Genomic DNA, 21,484 nt, shown 5'->3' with positions numbered 1-21,484 from the left:
ATCCAAGGCCGGGGCAAGCTAAAACAATCCTATGAAAAAAACTATCTTTTGATAAACTGCCCGGCAAACCGTTTATCCCCCACCTGAATCGAGAGGAAATAAACACCGGAGGCAAAATCACTAAGATTCAATTGCAAAGGTCCGCCCAACGATTCGGTATTGAATCGTCTCAACAGACGGCCATTCATATCGTGAATGCTAATAATAGAAGCGCCATAGCTTTCCTGAGGCAGTTGAACCGATAAAATATCTTTTACCGGATTTGGAAACAGCGTAAGCCGATGACTTTTCAGGTCAGTAATGCCTGTCGTTATGTCTTCGCTGGTCAGTTCTACCGGCTTAATCCAGAATTTACCTGCACCAACAGTTCCCAGCACTCCATAATTGAAATAAAGGCGCATTCCCTTAATCTGGTCGAGCTTGAAGATATTATCCGGATTCTGACCAAAAATATGGGCATGAATGTGATACGCACCATCATCGTTGGGTGAATCAATCTTCAGCAAGTCGGCTGTATTCACGTTGCCGTTTACATCCACTAGTTCGAAACGCATGTTCGAAGGTGCGTTTCCCGCCTCGGTTTTCAACTCCAGCACAGCCGTCGACGAGGTTGTCAAATTGTAAACTCCATCGAACGGATAATAAATGGCCGGCGATGCACTGGGATTCTGCACGTCATAATCCACTTCCAACTCCTCGCCTGCCATCGAAAGCGATATCGTATTGTTGTTGGTCTGAACAACCTCCCAGTTGACCGACCCACCAACCGTGTGCGGCACATACCACGGATCGCTGGGTGGTAGTTTAACAACAGCCACAGTCAGCTTATTCGAATCATATGTTCCACAACTGGTTGTTACCGAAACCGAAACATCTCCCGAGGTATTTCCCCACTGAACAGAGATACTGTTGGTTCCGTCGCCTGAAACAATCGTTGCATCTGCCGGAATCGTCCAGGTATAAGTAGCATTGGGAATATCCTGAGTCGAAAACTGAACGGTAGCATCTGCTGTAGCGGTTGACGGCCCCGTAACCGTTGGATTGGGAGGCGTCCCGCTGTACACCCGTACATAATCCACTTCCATGGTTTGCGGGAAAACAGTTGTCGCGTCAGGATTACCCGGCCAGTTACCGCCCACAGCAATATTCAGAATAATAAAAAACGGATTATGGAAGGCAGACAACGAGGCAGGTGTAATATCCAGCGTGCAATATAAATTATTATCGAAGTACCACTTAATCGACTGGCTGTCCCATTCGATAGCGTAAACGTGGAAAGCATTGGCCAGTTTATCCGGATTGGTGTACGACAAACCATAATCTGCATTACCATTGTTATACCAGTGTGCCGTTCCATAAACCGTATTGTCATTATCACCACCACCAATCATCTCCATGATGTCCAACTCACCGCAGGCTGGCCACGAAGTACCCTCGAAGAAACTCTTGCCCAGCATCCAGAATGCGGGCCAGATTCCCTGTCCGTAAGGCAATTTCATTCGGGCTTCGATACGTCCGTAGGTCCAATACCCTCCTGTTTCGTAGGTAATTAAACGGGCCGATGTATAATCGCTCCCCTGATAGCTCTCTTTCCGGGCAGTAATGACCAAATTGCCATTTTTTACCTCAGCATTGGAAAGCCGGTCGGTGTAATACTGAAGTTCGTTATTTCCCCATCCACCAGCACCAGTTTCAAAGCTCCACTTTTGCTGATCGGGAGTACCAGTATAGTTGAACTCGTCGCTCCAAACCAACTGTTCACATCCCTGCGCTTCAACGCGCGCAGAAAACCAAGCCATCAGAAGGATTATGCCGAACAGGTACCTCATCATCTTGTTTCTCTCCGTTATTTACTTTTCTGATAGACTCTCACATAGTCTACATCCATCGATTGCGGGAATACCGAATCGTCAATTCCGTATTTTCCGCCCCAGTCACCACCAACCGCAACATTCAAAATAAGATGAAACGGCTGATCAAACGGCCAGGCTTCGAAGCCGGTATGTTCGTTATTAAAGGTAAAGTATTTCTGATCATCAACAAACATACTCATCTCATTTGCATTCCATTCCAGAGCATACACATGGAACTTTTCATGGCAATCGGGCACTGAAATGGTTTTCCCGACCTGCGTTCCGATGACGTGATTATACGCTTTGGTATGAACGGTGCCGTGAATGGAATCCGGATCATAACCCACATTTTCCATGATATCAATCTCACCACTTTCGGGCCAGCCTCCATATTTCCAATCGGTGGATAACATCCAGATTGCAGGCCACAAACCTTTACCATTCGCCAGTCTGGCCCGCACTTCGATGCGGCCATACCGCCAATCACCCTTGTGAATCGTCCGGATACGAGCCGAAGTGTATTTTTTCCCACCAAAATCTTCCTTCCGGGCCGTGATTGTCAACATTCCGTTGGCCACCTGCGCATTCGCCAATCGCCTGTCAGTATAAAATTCCGCTTCGTGGTTTCCCCAGCCGGTCTCATTGCCCTGGGTATCGAAGCTCCATTTCGTCGAATCGGGCAAACCGTTGTAATTAAATTCATCATCCCAAACCAGGTTCCAGTCACCTTTCTTTTGCGGAACAACATCCGCTTTGGTTTCAGCTTTTTTAGTTGTTGTTTGGCAGGCTACAACCACTAAAAGCAAGAGAATTCCTGAAAAAATCCTTTTCATTTTCCTTTATAAATAATATCGTTTAACGATCGAAAGTTTGTGTTTCATTCACTGAAAACGGCACCGTCAGATTTGCTACCGAAGCGACAAATTTTCCTTCTTCCACCACATATTTCAACTGATGATTGACAAATGCCAAATCACGGGTAGTCAAATGGAAAGTAACCGTTTTCGCTTCTCCCGGTTTCAGGTCCACTTTTTCGAATCCGCGTAAGCGTTTTACGTCAGGCGTAATCGACGCATACAAATCGGAAATATATAGTTGAACCGCTTCCTTTCCTTCCCGGTCGCCTGTATTCTTCACGGTTACCGAGATGGTAAAATCGTCCTTTCCATCCAGCTCGGACTTGTTAATCTTTAAATCTGAGTAAGTGAAATCCGTATAGCTTAAGCCGGCACCAAACGGGAATTGCGAAACAACATCACCTTCGTAGTTGTACATTCCTTCCATCTTCTTCTGTGACTCGGAGGGCTTATGATTGTATACCACAAGCGAGTTTGGATAGCGGGGATAGGTGTAAGGCAGTTTTCCACTGGGATTCACCTTCCCGTAAAGGACATCGGCCAGGGCATCACCACCGAAATTTCCCGGAAGGTAGATCTGTAGAATGGCCTGCATCTGGTCGGCGAATTTGCTAATCAAACGCGGACGACCTTCGTTCAGCACCAGAATCACCGGTTTCCCTGTAGCAGACAGGGCTTTTGCCAAAGCAGTCTGGTTATCCGAAATGTACAAATCGTTCAGGTCACCAGGCTTTTCGGTGTATGTATTTTCGCCCAAACAAAGAACAACCGCATCAACGTTAGCAGCTGCTTTCACTGCTGCATCGATATCCACATTTTGCTCTTCATTATAAGTACCATCCATTTTGTATTCCACACCGGGCACATACGTCACGTTCGATGCGTGTTTTTTAATGGCTTCAAGAATGGTGTTGTATTTCCCAGCAAACTCGTCCACTTTTTCGCCCTGCCAACTGTAGGTCCAACCACCATTCAGGGTACGCATTGAGTTAGCATTCGGGCCAGTCACCAAAATTTTCGCATTCGCGGAAAGAGGAAGAATCTGGTTCTTGTTGCGCAACAAAGTGATGGCTTCGGCAGCAGCTTCGTAAGCATCATTCTCAAATTTCTTTGAAGCAAAATCGGGATAGTCGGCCATCCGGGTAACCGGCGTTTTGAAGAGTCCCAACTCATATTTCACACGCAAAATACGCCGTACAGCATCGTCGATGCGCGACATAGGAACTTCGCCTTCTTTCACCAATTCGGTCAGGTAATCGCAGAAATCGAAGTTGTAAGGAACCATCGACATGTCGATTCCGGCATTGATGGCCATCTTAACGGCTTCTTTTTGCGTTTTGGCTACTTTATCGCGGTTGTGCAGGTTTTCGATATCGGCCCAGTCAGTAACAACCAGTCCGTTGAATCCTAATTCCTGTTTGAGCAATGTGGTGATAATATCATAGCTGGCGTGCACCGGAACACCGTTGATAATGCCCGAATTAATCATGACCGTGTGAGCACCTGCATTAATCGCTTTCTTAAACGAAACCAGGTGACGCTCCCGCAAATCGATTTCCGGAAGCCAGGCCGGTGTGCGGTCCTTTCCTGATTTGGCTGCTGAGTAGCCCAGGAAATGCTTCATACACGAAGCTACGTGCACCGAATTATCAATATCGTTGTTTTCTCCTTCATATCCTTTAATCATCTGGTATCCCATCTGGGCCACCAGGTACGGATCTTCTCCAAAAGTTTCCCACATCCGAGGCCAGCGGGGATCAATGCCTAAGTCGAGGACCGGAGAAAAAGTCCAGGGAATACCGCATGCGCGGGTTTCGTAGGCACTTACTTCAGCTTCTTTACGCACGAGCGTGCGGTTGCGGGTAGCAGCCATGGCAATTTCCTGAGGGAAAATGGTTGCCCCGGCGGTATACGTAGCTCCATGAATTCCATCAATCCCGTATATAATCGGAATACCCAGGCGGGTTTCTTTGGTAGCTACTTCTTGCAGTTGAGAGATAATTTCGTTCCACTTTTGTGGAGTGCGGGCGCGGTTGTTCGCCGTATTCAATATGGAACCGACTTTGTAATCGACCAATGCTTTATGAACCAGGCTTGTGTCCAGTTGTAAAGGTTCGTCGGACGAAAACTGATTGGGACCTTTGGTGATGACGTCGAGTGTAACCTGACACATCTGCCCCACTTTTTCCTCCAGGGTCATTTTCGACAACAACTTGTCGACTTTAGCCTCCACTTTCGGATCTACTTTCTGAGCGGCAGATACATAGTGCTGTGCCTGAATCGAATTCAGCCCACCCAGCACAAACAACAAAATCACCAACAACCACTTAAATCTCATAGCCAATATCCTTAAAAATTTAAACCACTAAAAAATTGCGTATAAAAAGGTCCCAAAATTTTAGAAATCCGGAGATGTACGATGACACCTCCGGATATTATTAATCACAAATCCAAATGTTAGAACTGTGCGGATTTAATTCCCTCTACTGACGGCCCCTGCAATTCATCGAAATAGAAATCGAAATCACCGGTGCCATTTCCCGGGTTCAGCATAATACGAACAACGTTGTAGTAATCATTGCTGTATGTTGGGTCAGTCGTCACATCGCCTGTCTGGCCTTGTGCTGTACCAGCTCCGGCAAACTCGAATGTAACTTTCTCCCAGGTGTTATCATTTTGAATGGTATAAGTTGGAGCCTCAACACCAGTTGTCCATGCATTACCCCCCAAGTCGGTATTCTCGAGTTTCAGCAGAACAACGTCTCCGGCTTTACCATAAACCATTAACGAGAAGGTGTGAACCGTGCGCAAATCGAAACGATAACCGGCAGGCAACTGCAGGTATGCGTTGGCCCATTGCTGATTTGATTTACTGTAATGGGCTACGTAAGCCGATTTGTTCGGGTAGATTTTCGATGGGTTAGCAACCACGTCAACCGAGCAATCCTGCCCAAGAACCGGCTCCATCTGTACTTCACTGAAATCGTTGTACATCACCATCACATTCGGCTGGAACGGCACATAATCCGGAGAATTCTGGGCCACGTCAACGGTACTGGTTTTTACTTGTTGCTCATTCGCTTCGAGCGTTGCTGTCACCGTATAGGTTCCTTGCCGCATGTAGGTATGAGATACCGACTGTGTATAATCACTTACGGTAACCGGATCACTTCCGTCGCCAAAATCATAGGTTACCTGGCTGATGCTGATTCCTGAAGGAATATCCACGTTAGCCAAAGAAATATCAAAGGTATTGGCGTCTGCTCCGGCTGCTACATTTAAATCCCATTTTACGGTGGGTTTCACGTATCCTTTGGGGATCAACAGGTAATGCCATGCATTACCATCACCTCCGGTAGCAACCAACTCAAGTTTATTCTCTGAAATGTTCAGAATTTCATACTTCCCGTCTACCGCACCTACGTCGAAGGTTGGGAAAATGGGAGTAGGACCGCTTAAAATCAGGTACTGCTTTCCATTCTCGGTAGAAATAGACCAGCTACCCGGCTCGGATGTGTAATCAACTGTCAGGTCGCCACCCGCATCAACAGGATTTGAATAAAATGAGACACCTGACTGATAGCTTTTGACAAAAGACTTTCCATGGTTCGTATAAGTAACCACAAATCCGTTCAGTTTGAAATTCAGCTCATCGTCATAGGCACCAAAACCACTTTTATCCATAGGAGCTGCACTCCACCAAGCAGTACCGTCGCTTCCGGCCGGACCGACACCGTAATGGCCCTGAGCCAGTGAATCGGCTACCCAGGTTTTACCGTTCAGGTTATCAACACCTCCGGAAAGAGCAATGATAGCCGGATCCTGGAAGTATGAATAATCGGTTACATCCTGCGAATATTCTTTTGTTACAGATGCAGAACCACCCGACGTATAAAGCGTCATTGTCACTGTATATTTTCCCGATAGAGGATAATACGGAGTAACAGATTCTCCTGTTCCCTTATTTCCGTTACCAAAATCCCATTTGGCAATTCCGGTAATATTGGAAGTATTGGCAATTACCGGATGAAAGTCATCCGCTCCCTGGGCAATTGTGAAAGACAACTGATCAGCCGAGGGCTTGGGCCCGAGTTGCGGACCGTCTACAACCTGAGGGTCGCATGACGTAAATGCCAGTGCAATAGCTCCCAGGATGAATATATAATTGAATATCTTATTGATTTTCATTTCAAATCAGTATTAATATTTCAAATAAGAATCGATAAATCAGAACACTGCTTAGTAGCCCGGATTCTGTTCCAGGGTTCTATTGGTGTTGTCAATTTCAGACTGCGGAATAGGCAGATACTCGTTACGGCCCGATTGCCAGTTACGATCACCCAGTACAGATGATGCACGTCCGGTACGAACCAGATCCCAGTAACGCTGACCTTCGAACGCCAGTTCGAAGCGACGCTCTTTCCAGATAGCCTGTACCAAATCAGTTCCGGTTGCTGTTACAGCAGGGAGTCCAACGCGGTCACGAACCTCGTTCAGGTAAGTCTGAGCTTTGCCGTCGTTACCACTGCGGGCATAAGCTTCTGCTCCCATCAGCAGTACATCCGAGTACCGAATGACGCGAACGTTGTTTGGGTAGTTGATCATCGGTTCACCGTCAGGAGCTACATTTTCCTTCAGCGGCGCATTTTTCCGGACAAAGTACCCGGTGTTCTGATAACCCGGCTTGTACTTAATCTGCTCACCACCGTCAAGCGTTGCGTTCATCATACCGGTTTCATCCATGGTACCGTCCGATACATCGATGATAGAGTATTGGAAACGCGGGTCGCCTTTCATATCGTTAGCCAGTTTTTCGGTTACAGGAGAGAATCCCCAACCAGCCTGGAAAGTAGGTCCGTTATAGTCGCGCATACCAATCATTACAGTAGCGATGTTTCCTTCGCCGCCTGGCAGCCACCCCCAGTCTCCCCACTTGGAGTTGTATGAGTGCTGAATTTCAAATACTGACTCAATATTGTTACGTCCTGCGTTGGTAAAGATCTGGCCATAATCCGGTACCAAATCGTATACGCCAGAGTTCACAACATCGTCAATCAGGTTAGCCACTTCCCCCATGCGGGCATCATCGTTTTCGAATAAGATAACGCGGGCCAGCAACGATTCAGCGGCACCTTTGGTGATACGTCCTTTCTCGCTATCCGATACCGTTAAAGGAAGATCAGGAATCGCTTCAGTCAAATCTTTTTCAATCTGAGCATAAATATCTGCGGGCGCGCTCTGCGGATAGTCATATTCCGATGGCTTCAGCGTTTTCAGAATCAATGGAAGATTTCCGAACCAACGCTCCAGCTGGAAGTAATAGAAAGCTCTCAGGAACTTAACCTCAGCAGTCGAACGCTTGGCAAAATCGTCAGAAACGGTTGCTCCGGGAAGCTTTTCCATGAACAGGTTAGCACGATAAATACCACTGTAATAGCGTCCCCAGATACTTGCCTGCGGACCCAGTGTTGGGGTCAGGCTGAAATTATCGAGCGCTACCCAAGCAGGCTGGTCACCAGCGTTGGCACCGCCGGCATATGCGTCGTCAGAAGCAACATTTGCGAGTGTTTCTTCAGGGATATAGCCCTGGTAACCGCCCCACTGCAATACATCGTATACAGCGACCATTGCATCATACATGTCCTGTTGATTCTGGTAAAAGTTCTCTTCAACCCGTGTGTTGAGCGGCTTCATGTCCAGGTAATCGGAACATGACGTAGAGAACAGGATCACCAGGGAGAAAAGGGCAACTTTGAGAATATTTTGAATTTTCATCTTTCTTGTCATTTTCCTGTTAAGCATTAGAAAGTAAGGTTTACACCCATCATGTAGGTACGCGGCTGCGGATAGATACCGCGGTCAATACCTCCGTTGATTTCCGGGTCAAAACCTTTGTAGCCGGTAATGGTGTAGAGGTTCTGTGCTGAACCATAGATTCTCAGTCTGGAGATATGCATCCAGTTGGTAGCACTCGTTGGCAATGAATAACCAATCTGCAGGTTTTTGATGCGCACGTAGTTTCCACTATGAACGTACAGATCCGACGAACGGTAGTTACGGTTCGTATCGTTCAGGGTAACACGAGCGTGAGATGTAGAAGTTCCCTCACCTGTCCAGCGATCCAGTACTTCAGTTGTGTAGTTGGCGTTAGCCAGATCATAACGATGAGAAGCATCGTAGATATCGTTTCCGGTAACACCCTGCAGGAAGAGGTTGAAATCCCACTGACGGTAGTTTGCTCCAATATTCAGTCCATATGTCCAACTTGGAGTCGGGTCACCAATCATGGTGCGGTCCAAATCGCTGATAGTTCCGTCGTTGTTGACGTCAACAAAACGAACATCGCCCGGAACAGCGCTTTGGCCGTAGGTTGAGTTATAAGCATCAGCTTCTGCCTGGTTTTGCAGAATACCGTCGGTTTTGTAGCCATAGAAATAGTTCATTGGCTTACCTTCTTCGATGCGGGTAATCTGCATGCCTTCCGGTCCCCAGGTTGCACCAGTAATATAACCAGATTCGTTACCGATTTTCTGAACCTCATTCTTCAGGTATGAAACTGTCAGTCGGGTGTCCAGACTCACTTCACCAATCTTGGCTTTGTAGCTGAATTCACCGTCAAAACCAGTGTTCAACATATCGCCCAGGTTAGTCAGCGGAGCAGCATTACCTACAAGTGCAGGAATCGGTGCAGTCACCAACATATCGCGGGTTAACTTATGATAATAGTCGAGTGCAAAACGGAATTTATTTTTCAGCAAACCGATATCCATACCAATGTCAGTCTGCTCAACAGTTTCCCATTTCAGGTCGGGGTTCGAAATTTTCGTAGGACTTGCCCCTGGAGTCAGTGTCTGATCAACACCGAAAGTGTAACGACTACCGCTACCAATCAACGAAGTATACGCATAATCGTCGATCTGCTGGTTACCGTTTTGTCCCCAGCTGGCACGAATCTTCAGGAAATTCACAACACTGCTTCCAGCCATGAAATCTTCCTGCGAAAGCACCCACCCAGCAGAGAATGAAGGGAATATTGCATAACGATTGTTCGGTCCGAACTTCGATGAACCATCCATACGAACCGTACCGGTAAACAGGTACTTGTCTTTGTAGCTGTAGTTCATACGGCCAAAGTACGACAGCAACGATGAGTGCCATGCGTAACCGTACAGATTTTCACTCTCTTCGTTCTGTGCATAGTCGAAATAGTTCATCGACGGATCGTAGAAGGGCATTCCCTGCTTTGAACCGCCCATGGTGTTTCCTTCGGCTTTGTAAATGGTATTACCCAACAGGAACGTGAAATCGTGCGTATCATTCCATAGGTTATGGTAAGTAATCGTGTTCTCCCAGTTAAAGTTCAACGCCTTACTGGTTTCACGGTGCATACTGTTGTAATCCTGGTAATTGGTTGCATTCAGATAATGAACCGGTGATGAACCATCATTTCCCCAGAAAGCGATATCAGCACCAAAGGTCGAACGCAACTTGATATTCTTCAGAATCGTCAATTCAGCATAGAGGTTTCCTACGAATTTATCGGAATAACCTTTATTGTGCAGAATGGCCAGTGCAGCCACCGGATTCACAATCTCGGAAGTCACGTAAGGAGAAATTCCGTAAGGTTGTCCTTTGGCGTTGGTCACTGCATTAGGATAGTTCGACAGCAAGGCTGCAGCGGCAGTTGAATCGGTTACTACGACCGGCGTAATCGGGTCCATGTTCAGTGCACGGCCCAGCGGAGAACCCCATTCCGTATTTTCATCAACGCCTTCGCTTTTGGTACGCGAGTAACCAAAGTTGTGACCAAATTTGAAAATCCTGGAAACATTGTGATCGGCATTGAAACGAAGGGTCATACGCTCATAATTTGAATGTCCCTTGGCAACAATACCCTGCTGATTGAAGTATGAGATAGAAGTCAGATACTTCGACTTCTCGTTTCCACCGGAAATAGTTACCTGGTGATTCTGAATCGGTGCATCGTAGTTAAAGACCTCATCCTGCCAGTCAGTTCCTTTTCCATAAGAATATGGGTCAGAGAAAATCGGCTGGCCACCACCATTCACAGAGGCTTCGTTCATAATCACCGCATACTGCGTTGCATCTAACACCGACAGCTTCTTCCACGGATTCTGAACACCATAATAACCATCGTATGAGACGGTCATTTTGCCGGCTTTACCATTCTTGGTGGTAATCAGCACAACACCATTCGCACCACGAGAACCATAGATAGCAGCAGAAGCAGCATCTTTCAGCACTTCGATGGATGCGATATCACCGGGGTTCAGGTAGTCAATTCCACCGTCAACCGGAACACCATCGACAACATACAACGGCTGTGTACCCGAGTTGATGGATGAAGTACCGCGAACTTTCACGTCCAGTCCGGCACCGGGTTGACCAGAGTTGCTGGTGATAGTCACACCGGCAGTACGTCCCTGAAGGGCTTGTTCGGTCCGAAGATTAGCTGTTTTATTGATATCAGAAGAGTTTACTTTGGCAATGGAACCGGTTACAACACTTTTCTTTTGTGTACCGTAACCAACAACCACTACTTCGTCAACGCCCATGGTCTCGCTTTGCATGCTGACGTTGATTTGCGATTGTCCCTGAACCGGAACTTCCTGCGTTTTCAATCCAATAAACGAAAACACCAGGGTGGCGTTATCGCCCACCTTAATTAAATAGTTACCGTTAACATCGGTAATGGTTCCTGTTGTGGTACCTTTTACCGAAATACTAACGCCCGGAATCGGCGAACCATCTTCAGCGCTGGTTACCGTTCCTTGTACATTCCGTTCCTGAGCAAATCCCAGTGTTGCCACCAGAACCAGAAACGTTAAAATGAAGACTTTTTTCATAGAGTAGGATCAAAGTTTAAAACAACATCGATTTAACATTGACTTTACAAATACAGTCACAAAAGAAGTCTTCATATAGTGTTCAGAAGAATTTCACCACCCAACAAAAACTCATCAAACACTTTTTAACAATACATCATTTTTTCATCATTCAATTTCTTATTTACTCATTTTCAATTCAATAAAATTTAAAAAACTAAAAAATTGCAATATCTCACACTGATTTTGACTACATCAAATTAAAAAATGGGGAAGGTTGACAGAGGTATGACCAATATTAAGCAAATGTGAACTACCAGGATTGTAGGAAACGCTGGCTTTTTGTTCAAAACACAAGTAAGATTCTCTCCAACAGCTAATCCGGATAAAGCGTATAGAGTAGGAAAGAAATGTATTGTCTTACAGTGAGAAAGAAATAAAAAGAAAGAGGCAGATTTTTCTGGTACGATTCTAAAAACGAAGAATAAAGTCGGTGAGATTATCGTGACGTTGCAGGCCTAGTTTTTTACGCAACCGGTATCGACTTATTTCGACTCCTCTGACGGAGATATTCATCAAGGCAGCAATTTCCTTACTGGAAATATTCATTCGCAGATAGGCACACAACTTCAGTTCTTTGGGTGAAAGCTCTGGAAACTGCTCTTTTATACGTGTCAGAAAATCTTCATGAACAGTTTCGAAATGTGTTTCGAATATCTGCCATTGCTTTTCGTTGTCTACCTGGCGGTCGATTCGTCTCAGAATGCTCCTTAGCCGGGCCTGTAAACTTTCGTCAGTTATATTCTCCGTCGCTTTCTTGAGATCGTTTTTGATTTTGTTGAGCATCTTGTTCTTCTGGATCATCTCCATCGAAGCATTTGCCAACTCTTTCTCTTTATGAACCATCTCATTGCGCAACTTATCGTTCCGTAAACGAATAATTTCTTTATCAGCTTCCAACTGTTTTCGTCCCAGTTCTTCTTCCCGTCGGGCATAGAGTTCCCGTTGCCGGTTAGCTTCCTTCTCTTTGGAACGTTTCATTTTCCAGCGAATGAAATAATAAATTCCCCACACGAGTAGTAAGAACAAAAAGCCATAAACAAGATATGCCCACACACTCCGGTACCAAGGAGGCAATATGGTAAAACGATAGGTAGCCGGAGCACTCTCAACTCCGTAGCGGTTGATTCCTCTTACCATGAAGGTATAGTCCCCCTCCGGCAGGTTGGTATAATCACGCATGGTACGCCCCGACCAATTATTCCAGTCGTCATCAAATCCCTCTAACTTCAATTGGTATGTCACATGCCCGATGTTTTCCATATCGGCAGCAGCAAAATAAAAACGAAGATCGTTTTCCCGGTAGGGAATAGACGAAACCTGCTTTTGCAGGCCGTTGCCGTAAAAAATCACCGAATCAGTTTTAATCACCGACACTTTACTGATCAACGTGTAAAACTTGTTATTCCACGATTTAATGAAAGTCGGGTCGTAATGAGCCACGCCGTCGTCATAACCGATAAAAACATCCTGCTCATCGACGGGCAAAACAAACTCGAACGTAGGAAGAAACCTTCCGGACAAACTCCTAAAAGGCATCTCAACACCACGGTAAGTTCCATCGGGTTGCTTCTGCATCACTCCGGCCTGATTATTCCGGAAATACCAGATATTACCTCTTTTGTCTTCCCGGATATAGCTTAATCCCTTCAATTTCCCGAATAGCTCGGAATAGGTCTGACTTTTACGGAAACTATTGGTACTTGGGAAATATTGGTATACACCATCGGTAGTCAGAAAAACCAGTCTTCCTTTCAAGCGATAAATTCCCACATTAGTGGCCTGAGGCAAACCTTCTTTCTTTCCGTATAGTTCGGTGCGAATGACATGCGTGTAATCCTCGCTGATTTCTATCCGGAAAACCCCGCGATAACCGTGTTCCATCCAGATATTTCCCTTGTCATCAAACTCGAACTGCCGCGATGACTCTTTAAACCCTTCAATTTCGCGCACATATTTCCAGCCTTTCGGACCTCTTTTAAAAAGCGACAAACCATTATAATGTCCTCCAATCAGCAGGTCAGGATGTCCCGGAACTTGCCTGAACCCCCAATATCCGATGACAGAAGAAATCTGCTGCGGCTTTCCGTTAACTATTTGAAACGCACCTGCATTGTGCCCAACAAGCAAAATATTATCGAACACTTCCAACGACCAGGCCTGGCCACGAGTCGCGTTCAGCATGGTAAATCGTCCCAAACGCTTAATTTTCTTATTCGGGTCCCAACTGTGGTACACCACTCCCTGGTTAGTAGCAAGATATATTTTCCCTTTATAAATTGCCGCGGAATAGGTTGCACCGACACCATTATTAAACCCGATGAGCGAAAGCGGAGAGTTTATTTTTATCTGTGAAATACCATTATCGAGTCCAAGCCAGAGATTGTGATCGTTGTCGACGAAAACGGAAAGAACCGTATTATTCTGTAATCCTTCTTCACGACTGATATTCTGAACAACATTTCCTTTCGAATCGGTAATGACAACTCCATGAGAAATAGTTCCAAACGCATAATGGTCACCATCAATCTGAGCAATCCCCATCACACGATTTGCTTTCAAAAGCTGGTCAGCTTCATTATCCCATGCCACCATCTCTTTGCCATCATACAGAAATACGCCTTTGTTCTGTGTCGCAATCATAAACCGGTTTCCCGGAAACGGTAATATTCCCCAGATTTCCTGTCCACGTATTTTCTCCGTACCCGGAAGAGCAACCAGTCTCCCGTTAACCAGCTCCTGCAATCCCTCAGCGCGATTGTCTATCCACAGTCGGTCATTCACTTTAAATGAAAAATGGAACAGCTCATCTTTCCCAGGATGCAAAATCCGGAACGTTTTGCCATCCCACAGCATTAGGCTGGTATATGACTGAAAAACCAGTTGCCCTTTAAATTTGTATATACGCCAAACCTCGCCAAAGTTTTTTTCGTCGTCCGGAAGATGAGAAGACAGAGAATGATAGACCATACGTCCCTGTTGGTCGGGATGGAAATAACCAAACTCATTGAACCCACCAACGTAAATCCGGTTTTCATCGCCAACCAATAACGAACGCACAATGGATGAGTTGGGTAACGGATAGGTGTTCCAATTGACGCCATCGAACTGTAAGAGCCCGTTATTATTGGCAAAATACAGTTTGTCATCCCTACCCTGGGCGATAGCCCAGCTTTGCGTGCCGGCGCTATAATCCTGCTTAGTGAAATTCTTGATGACGGGCAGACCAATGCTCTTTATCGCTCCCTGAAGCGATTCACCTAAAAATAAAAGCAATATGAAAAAAACGGATACTATCCTTCTATCCATTGTAAGCCTCCCATCATTCCCGACTTTTGCAAACGGGTTCTTTTCTTCAAGCTGGTTATTCGAAAAGTCCTTCATCCCTCACCAGCATCAGAATTGCTGAGTGCGGGAGAATCACGTACTTTTCCTGGTTAAATTCGATTTCGTAACCTGATTGACTAAGGTAAATGGCCAAATCGCCGGCTTGCGCCTGAAGCGGAACGTACTTCACCTCTTCGTGCTTCTCCTTCCACGGCTCATCTTCATCCGTCATGGCGGGAATAGGAAAACCCGGACCGACCTTGATGACATAGCCGGTCTGCACTTTTTCTTTCTCTACGGCCGCGGGGGGAAGATATAACCCGGATTTTGTCTGTGTATTCGGATTCTTGGGCTTTACCAAAACCCGATCTCCCACAAGGATAAATTTGGCAATATCCTTCTTATCAATATCCAGTGTCATGTCAAGTTAAATCGTTTATCAGCACAAATATAGCATTTTGCAAAAAACTATATCTGTGTATTCTTTTCTGTATGGCAGGAATGAAATATGGAATGAGCTTATACAGGCACTCCCAAAACAAGAAAGCCCCGCATAAATGCGAGGCTTATTCCGTTAATCAATGCGGAGAGTGAGGGATTCGAACCCCCGGTACCCCGAAGGGTACAACAGATTTCGAGTCTGCCCCGTTCGACCACTCCGGCAACTCTCCAAAAGCGGTGGCAAAGTTAAAAATATTCGACAATAACAGACAAATTCATCTCAAAAAATCGGCATCTTTCATCAGGCCGCTTTTCGCTCTGTCCATCGATGAAATTTAGGCCCGCTGAACGAAACCAGTTTGCTGAAATAGCATAAAAAAAGAGGTAACTTTCATGATTGATATCCGGAAAAACCGTTATTTCGCAACAAATATTTCCTCAAATGGAGTCCATCAAAGAAATTTTCCGAATTGGTAATGGCCCCTCATCCAGTCACACGATGGGACCGAAAAAAGCGGCCGAACGTTTTCTGGCTCAAACCCCCAATTCATCAAGCTATCAGGTCACGTTATACGGAAGTCTGGCTGCCACAGGCAGAGGCCACTTAACCGACGTCGCCATTCAAAATACATTAGGTCCCGACCGAGTTACCATATTGTGGGAGCGGGAGACGTTTTTAAAACGCCATCCAAACGCTCTTAAGCTGGAAGCTCTCGACGGTGACGGAAAGGTCACCGACAGCTGGACGGCATACTCGGTTGGTGGTGGAGCCATTGTTGATGATCAAACAGAGTTGGAAACCGTTTCCATTTACCAAGATTCCAAAATGGATGCCATCCTGAACTGGTGCTACGAAAACGGAAAAAGCATTTGGGAATATGTGGAAGTAAACGAAGGTCCCGAAATCTGGGATTACCTGGCAAACGTGTGGCATGTAATGGAAGCCGCCGTTAAACGGGGGCTCGATACCGAAGGAACGCTTCCCGGTGTACTGAAGTATCCGCGAAAAGCTGCCGGTTATTACGCAAAAGCGAGAAATTTCAAACCGGCTATCAAGAAACGTTCGTTGCTGTATGCTTATGCTTTAGCTGTTTCAGAGGAAAATGCTGCGGGTGGTGAGATTGTAACCGCTCCAACATGTGGCGCCAGCGGTGTTTTGCCGGCCGTCCTTTATTACATGAAGAAATACCACAAAAGTTCGGAGCAAAAAATTCTGCATGCACTGGCTACCGCGGGATTAATTGGGACATTGGTGAAAACCAACGCTTCCATTTCCGGTGCTGAAGTGGGGTGTCAGGGCGAAGTAGGAACAGCCTGCGCCATGGCATCGGCTGCTGTGACGCAACTCAGCGGTGGCAGCATATTCCAGATTGAATATGCAGCGGAAATGGGGCTGGAACATCATCTCGGCCTCACCTGTGACCCGATCGCCGGTTTGGTTCAGGTTCCTTGCATCGAGCGAAATGCTTTTGCCGCTGCCCGTGCGTTAAACCACAAAAACTACGCTCTACTTTCCGACGGACGTCATCTCATCAGCTTTGATAAGGTAGTACAAACCATGAAACAAACCGGCCACGATTTGCCTCATCTCTACAAAGAAACATCTGAAGGAGGATTAGCTCACTTCCATGGCTTGAAATTGTAGCAAACCGTCATCTGAAAACATCCACAAAAGGATATCTACATATCTCGATTCATCTATCTAAAAATCAATTGCTTCTTTAAATTGATTTTGAATTAGTGACATGACATAGATTTATATGTTATAAAACATATAAGCCTGAGAAAAAGTATATTTTTGCCGCCGAAATCAAACTTTAATCAGGCTTTAATCAATGGCATACGTCAATAATACCATGATCGTCAGGCGGGAGCTCCTTTCCCGATTGGCGGGACTTATCAAAGAAGACCAGTTAGAGAACCAGATTGACCGGATTCCGGTGGAAATGTCACCACGGGAACGGGGAGCCCAGCGTCGTTGCTGTATCTATAAAGAGCGGGCTGTTTTGAAATACAAACTGATGCCGATTCTGGGTCTCCTTCCGGAAGAAGAAACGGATGAACTGATGCCACTCGCCGATTATGCGAACGAGGCACGTCAACGCACAGCTCCCCGCAAGGAAATCCTCACGGTAGTGGACGAAGCCTGCACAGCATGTGTAAAGGTGAATTATGTGGTTTCCAATCTTTGTCGTGGTTGTGTGGCCAGTCCTTGTAAAATGAACTGTCCGAAGAATGCCATTACCTTCAACTGCAACGGACAAGCTCAGATTGACCCAAAAAAATGTGTCAACTGCGGTATTTGTAAGAATGCCTGCCCGTATCACTCCATCGTACACGTGCCCGTTCCGTGCGAAGAAGCCTGCCCGGTTGGCGCCATTTCCAAAGACGAACAAGGTGTTGAGCACATTGACGACGCAAAATGCATCTACTGCGGAAAATGCCTGAATGCCTGCCCGTTTGGTTCTATTTTCGAAATTTCACACATCATCGATATTTTCAAAGCCATTCAGGCCGGTGAACAGGTAATTGCCCTGCCGGCTCCATCCATACTGGGACAGTACAATTACGAAGCAGGAAAAGTATTTGCTGCCATTAAAGAACTGGGCTTTTATGACGTAATGGAAGTAGCGCAGGGTGCGATGATTACGACCACCAACGAAGCAGCTGAGCTAAAAGAAAAGCTGGAAAGCGGCCAGTCGTTTATGACCACCTCTTGCTGTCCGGGGTACGTACAAGCCGTCGAGAAGCATGTTTCGAACATGAAATCATACGTTTCGCATACCAAAACACCGATGTACTATGCGGCAGAACTGGCCCGGGAAAAGTATCCTGATGCCAAACTGGTATTTATCGGGCCATGTATCGCCAAGCGGAAAGAAGCGATGATCGATCCGAATGTTGATTATGTGATGACGTTTGAAGAACTGGATTCCTTCTTCACAGGATTTGAAATTGACATTGAGAACTGTGAGCCGGTCGAACTAACCTACAGCACACCTGAAAGTCGCGGATTTGCTCAATCGGGAGGTGTGGTTGAAGCAGTGAAGGCCGAAGGCCTGGCCGTCGATGTCCGTGCCATCGAAGTGAATGGCATCAACAAAAAATCAATTGGTTTGCTGAAAGCGTACAGTAGAGGAAAAGCGCCGGGTAACTTTATTGAGGTGATGGCTTGCGAGGGTGGATGTATTGCCGGACCGAGCGCACATGTCGATACCGGCCAGGGGAAAAAACAACTGAAAGCGACGTTGGAATCGCTTCAGGCATAACGAAAACGAATCAAACTACAGCCAGAACAATCACGAGCCGGAATCTTGACAGGAATTCCGGCTCTTTTGTTATCTCTTATCAACTCGTCAATCAATAAATTTCGCTTCCACCAATACGGGAAGATGATCGGAAGGATAGTGTTGATCCTTTGAATCGGAGAGAACACCGTAGCGCAACACCCTCACCTTATCGTTGACAAAAATATAGTCAATCCGGTTTTTTAACGGAGAGTTGAAATCAAATCCCTCGAACGTACCAACCGGTCCGTAAGGTGGCGAAAGTGTCGCCAGACGAGAGTCTTTCCACTGACTGCGAATCAAAGCAATGGCATTCGCTTCGGGTGTCAGGTTAAAATCGCCGGTCAGGAAAACCGGTAGACGGTCGCCTCCAAGCTCCTGCACTTTTTTATAAATCAGTTTTGCTGACTCTTCGCGGGCTTTTACCCCGACATGATCGAAGTGGGTCGTGAAAACGAAGAATGATTGGTTGCTCTCCTGATCTCTCAACTTCGCCCACGAGCAAATCCGTACACAGGCTGCATCCCATCCTAAACCAGGTTTGTCCGGAGTTTCCGACAACCAGAAATGTCCCTGCTCCTGCAACCGGTAACGACGTATATCATAAAAAATAGCTGAATATTCGCCAGCTTCCTTGCCATCATCGCGACCGACGCCCACATAATCGAACGTCGGCATTCCCTCTTTCAGATCGATAATCTGATCGTGCAAAGCCTCCTGTACACAGAAAACGTCAGCTTTATGAAATTTCAAGAGAGCAATAACATCTGCTTTTCGGTTGGGCCAGGCATTCACTCCGTCATCAGGATTATTATACCGGATATTGTAGGTGATGATGTTCATGTTTTCCTGCCCGAAAACCGGTGTGGTCAGTAAAAATAAAAGAAAGTAAGTCAGGAGTTTTCGCATGATAAAATGGATTTTTATTAGGAAACTATACAATGATCGCGGTTTTCATCCATTTTTCATAATACTTTAAAAACTAAAATCGATATCGTCGCAAAACAAAAAAGGAAGAACTACCGTACGGCAATCCTCCCTCTCTCAACATCTCGAATATACACTTGTGGACTAATCAAGTTTTCTTTTTATACTACATCCAACCGGTGGTGTTTCATTTTTTGCCACCATTTTTCCGGCTGCCAGTTGTGAGATCGCATTTTTCAGGTATGGATTTTTCACATTATCAGCACTTCGATAGCTATCATCAATTGCGCCTTTATACACTAACGTGAAGTCTTTGTCAAAAAGAAAAACATGCGGTGTGGTCTTCGCATCGAAAGCATTGGCCAACCGGCTGTCTTTATCGACCACGTACGGCATTGTATAGTTATGTTCCTTTGCGTGTTTCTTCATGGCTTCGAAGGAATCGACACCATCCCGTTTTTGGTAGTTGGAATTTACCAACACCATTCCAACCTGGTGTTCATCGGCCCACTTTTTAATTTCCGGGTACCGACCTTCCCACATTTTCACAAACGGGCAGGTATTGCAGGAAAATATCACAACAAGGCCATTGGCCTTTTTCAGATCATTCAGACTGTATTCATTACCCGAAACAGCTTTCATTTTCACATCCGTGAGAACAGCTTTGGAGCCCACCTTCATATCCGGCAAACGAACCTGCGCTGAAGCATACAATAACGCAGTAAAAATCAGGGTTACAAGCAAAATCACTCTCTTCATAAGCGTCAATTAAGAATTTATACTACAAGCGTTTACGGCTATCTATTTAAAATGTTTCCGAATAAGAAAACAAAAAAGCAGCCTCCGTTTCCGAGAGACTGCCTTGCTTATGCCTTGCTATTTGTCTGCTTAATTGTCGCAAAAATCATAAAGGGAATCACCCTTTTTGTAATTCGGGCTCTTGTCGATGGTATGAATCTGCGCTTTCTTGCCCAGGATGATGTAGTTGTAAGCAAAATCGACAATGTCACCCACCGATTGTGTCATAGGCAGGCCCGACATTTCGTGTCCGGCACCGCAGCGTGTTTCCAGCCAATAGGTTTTTCCCAGCTTTCGCAAACGGTTAGCAATGGTGTACGAGCCATCCAGCATCATGTATCCGGGACTGTCGATGCCGCAATAGTGGTGAGGCGCTGTAGCATACGGCACCAATTTATCAGCCGTTCCGTGGAACATCATCGTCGGGATGGCGGTTTCGGCCGTGATGTTGGCAGCATTTACCATCGCTCCCGCGAAGGAAATAACTCCGGCGTAACGGAAACCGGTAGGCAATTCCTGTTTTCCTTCTACCCACTGCGTTACCGGACGGTAGGCTGCATCTAAAACCGTTTCCGCCCCGGCACTGCTACCGGAAATAATGATCCGGCTGGTATCGATACCAAATTCTGTATGATTTTTCAGCATGAAAGCCGTAGCACTACGCAAATCGCTGACTGCTTTTCGGAAAGTATCCATCTTCTTATCGGCCGGAACATCGCACCCGAAACCATCCTTCTTCCGGGTTAACCGGTACGAAATAGAAGCCGTTACATATCCCTTCTTCGCCAGATGAGTACACAGGTTCACATCGGCTTTCGCATCCCGTGTTCCTCCTGAAAATCCACCTCCATGAACATGAATCCAGGCAACCCGGTCAGGCGCTTTATCTCCTTCCGGGAAGTAGATATCCATTTTCAAATCCTCACCATCTTTCACGGCATAGGTGTAAGTTTTCTTGACAAACCCACTCGCGATATCGTCTTTGTAGCGGGTTTGTGCCGATACACCAACAGCGATGAACAACGTTAGCAATAGTGCAAATACTTTTCTCTTCATGCTTCGATACTTTATCTGATTTATGATTGGAT

Annotated in this window: 13 protein-coding genes and 1 tRNA gene; 2 read left to right on the top strand and 12 right to left on the bottom strand. The window is 46.0% G+C overall.

Annotated elements, in window-relative coordinates:
• Positions 1–41: 41 nt before the first annotated feature.
• The 9 genes from GJU87_RS21305 to GJU87_RS00145 all read right to left on the bottom strand — a co-directional run bounded on the left by GJU87_RS21305 (position 42) and on the right by GJU87_RS00145 (position 15,614).
• Positions 42–1,799, bottom strand: a complete 1,758-nt coding sequence (locus GJU87_RS21305) for a family 16 glycosylhydrolase (protein WP_228491783.1) — start codon at positions 1,797–1,799, stop codon at positions 42–44.
• A 47-nt stretch (positions 1,800–1,846) separates the two neighbouring features.
• The gene (locus GJU87_RS00180) at positions 1,847–2,686 is read right to left on the bottom strand and encodes a family 16 glycosylhydrolase (protein ID WP_153637666.1); all 840 of its coding nucleotides are present in this window, start codon (positions 2,684–2,686) and stop codon (positions 1,847–1,849) included.
• Positions 2,687–2,708: 22 nt separating this feature from the next.
• Positions 2,709–5,048 (bottom strand): glycoside hydrolase family 3 N-terminal domain-containing protein, encoded by a 2,340-nt coding sequence (locus GJU87_RS00175; protein ID WP_153637665.1) that lies wholly within the window; start codon positions 5,046–5,048, stop codon positions 2,709–2,711.
• 119 nt (positions 5,049–5,167) lie between these two features.
• Entirely contained in the window at positions 5,168–6,898 is a 1,731-nt protein-coding gene (locus tag GJU87_RS00170; protein WP_153637664.1) for a PKD domain-containing protein, read from the bottom strand.
• A gap of 51 nt (positions 6,899–6,949) precedes the next feature.
• The gene (locus tag GJU87_RS00165) at positions 6,950–8,485 is read right to left on the bottom strand and encodes a RagB/SusD family nutrient uptake outer membrane protein (protein ID WP_170108964.1); all 1,536 of its coding nucleotides are present in this window, start codon (positions 8,483–8,485) and stop codon (positions 6,950–6,952) included.
• A 26-nt stretch (positions 8,486–8,511) separates the two neighbouring features.
• Complete coding sequence (locus GJU87_RS00160; protein ID WP_153637663.1) at positions 8,512–11,577, bottom strand: TonB-dependent receptor; 3,066 nt, start codon at positions 11,575–11,577, stop codon at positions 8,512–8,514.
• Between the two features lie 450 nt (positions 11,578–12,027).
• On the bottom strand, positions 12,028–14,925 hold the full coding sequence (locus GJU87_RS00155; protein WP_194831397.1) for a triple tyrosine motif-containing protein: 2,898 nt from the start codon (positions 14,923–14,925) through the stop codon (positions 12,028–12,030).
• Between the two features lie 55 nt (positions 14,926–14,980).
• Positions 14,981–15,364: a co-chaperone GroES family protein gene (locus tag GJU87_RS00150; RefSeq protein ID WP_153637661.1), complete on the bottom strand. Its 384-nt coding sequence runs from the start codon at positions 15,362–15,364 to the stop codon at positions 14,981–14,983.
• A 163-nt stretch (positions 15,365–15,527) separates the two neighbouring features.
• Positions 15,528–15,614: transfer RNA gene (locus tag GJU87_RS00145), tRNA-Ser, on the bottom strand.
• A gap of 212 nt (positions 15,615–15,826) precedes the next feature.
• Between GJU87_RS00145 and GJU87_RS00140 the strand changes: the two genes are divergently transcribed.
• Together GJU87_RS00140 and GJU87_RS00135 are read left to right on the top strand one after the other, a co-directional pair.
• Positions 15,827–17,029 (top strand): L-serine ammonia-lyase, encoded by a 1,203-nt coding sequence (locus GJU87_RS00140; RefSeq protein ID WP_153637660.1) that lies wholly within the window; start codon positions 15,827–15,829, stop codon positions 17,027–17,029.
• 190 nt (positions 17,030–17,219) lie between these two features.
• Positions 17,220–18,653: a monomeric [FeFe] hydrogenase gene (locus GJU87_RS00135; protein WP_153637659.1), complete on the top strand. Its 1,434-nt coding sequence runs from the start codon at positions 17,220–17,222 to the stop codon at positions 18,651–18,653.
• Between the two features lie 87 nt (positions 18,654–18,740).
• Here GJU87_RS00135 and GJU87_RS00130 read toward each other — a convergent pair whose 3' ends face one another.
• The 3 genes from GJU87_RS00130 to GJU87_RS00120 all read right to left on the bottom strand — a co-directional run bounded on the left by GJU87_RS00130 (position 18,741) and on the right by GJU87_RS00120 (position 21,452).
• Entirely contained in the window at positions 18,741–19,580 is an 840-nt protein-coding gene (locus tag GJU87_RS00130; protein ID WP_153637658.1) for an endonuclease/exonuclease/phosphatase family protein, read from the bottom strand.
• Between the two features lie 162 nt (positions 19,581–19,742).
• Complete coding sequence (locus GJU87_RS00125; protein ID WP_153637657.1) at positions 19,743–20,357, bottom strand: thioredoxin family protein; 615 nt, start codon at positions 20,355–20,357, stop codon at positions 19,743–19,745.
• Between the two features lie 129 nt (positions 20,358–20,486).
• Positions 20,487–21,452, bottom strand: a complete 966-nt coding sequence (locus tag GJU87_RS00120; protein ID WP_153637656.1) for an alpha/beta hydrolase — start codon at positions 21,450–21,452, stop codon at positions 20,487–20,489.
• Between the last annotated feature and the right edge of the window lie 32 nt (positions 21,453–21,484).

Origin of the sequence: Prolixibacter sp. NT017 (assembly GCF_009617875.1) — a bacterium.
GTDB lineage: Bacteria > Bacteroidota > Bacteroidia > Bacteroidales > Prolixibacteraceae > Prolixibacter.
The sequence above is the reverse complement of the archived record's forward strand: the minus strand, read 5'-3'. Positions and strand labels throughout refer to the sequence as shown.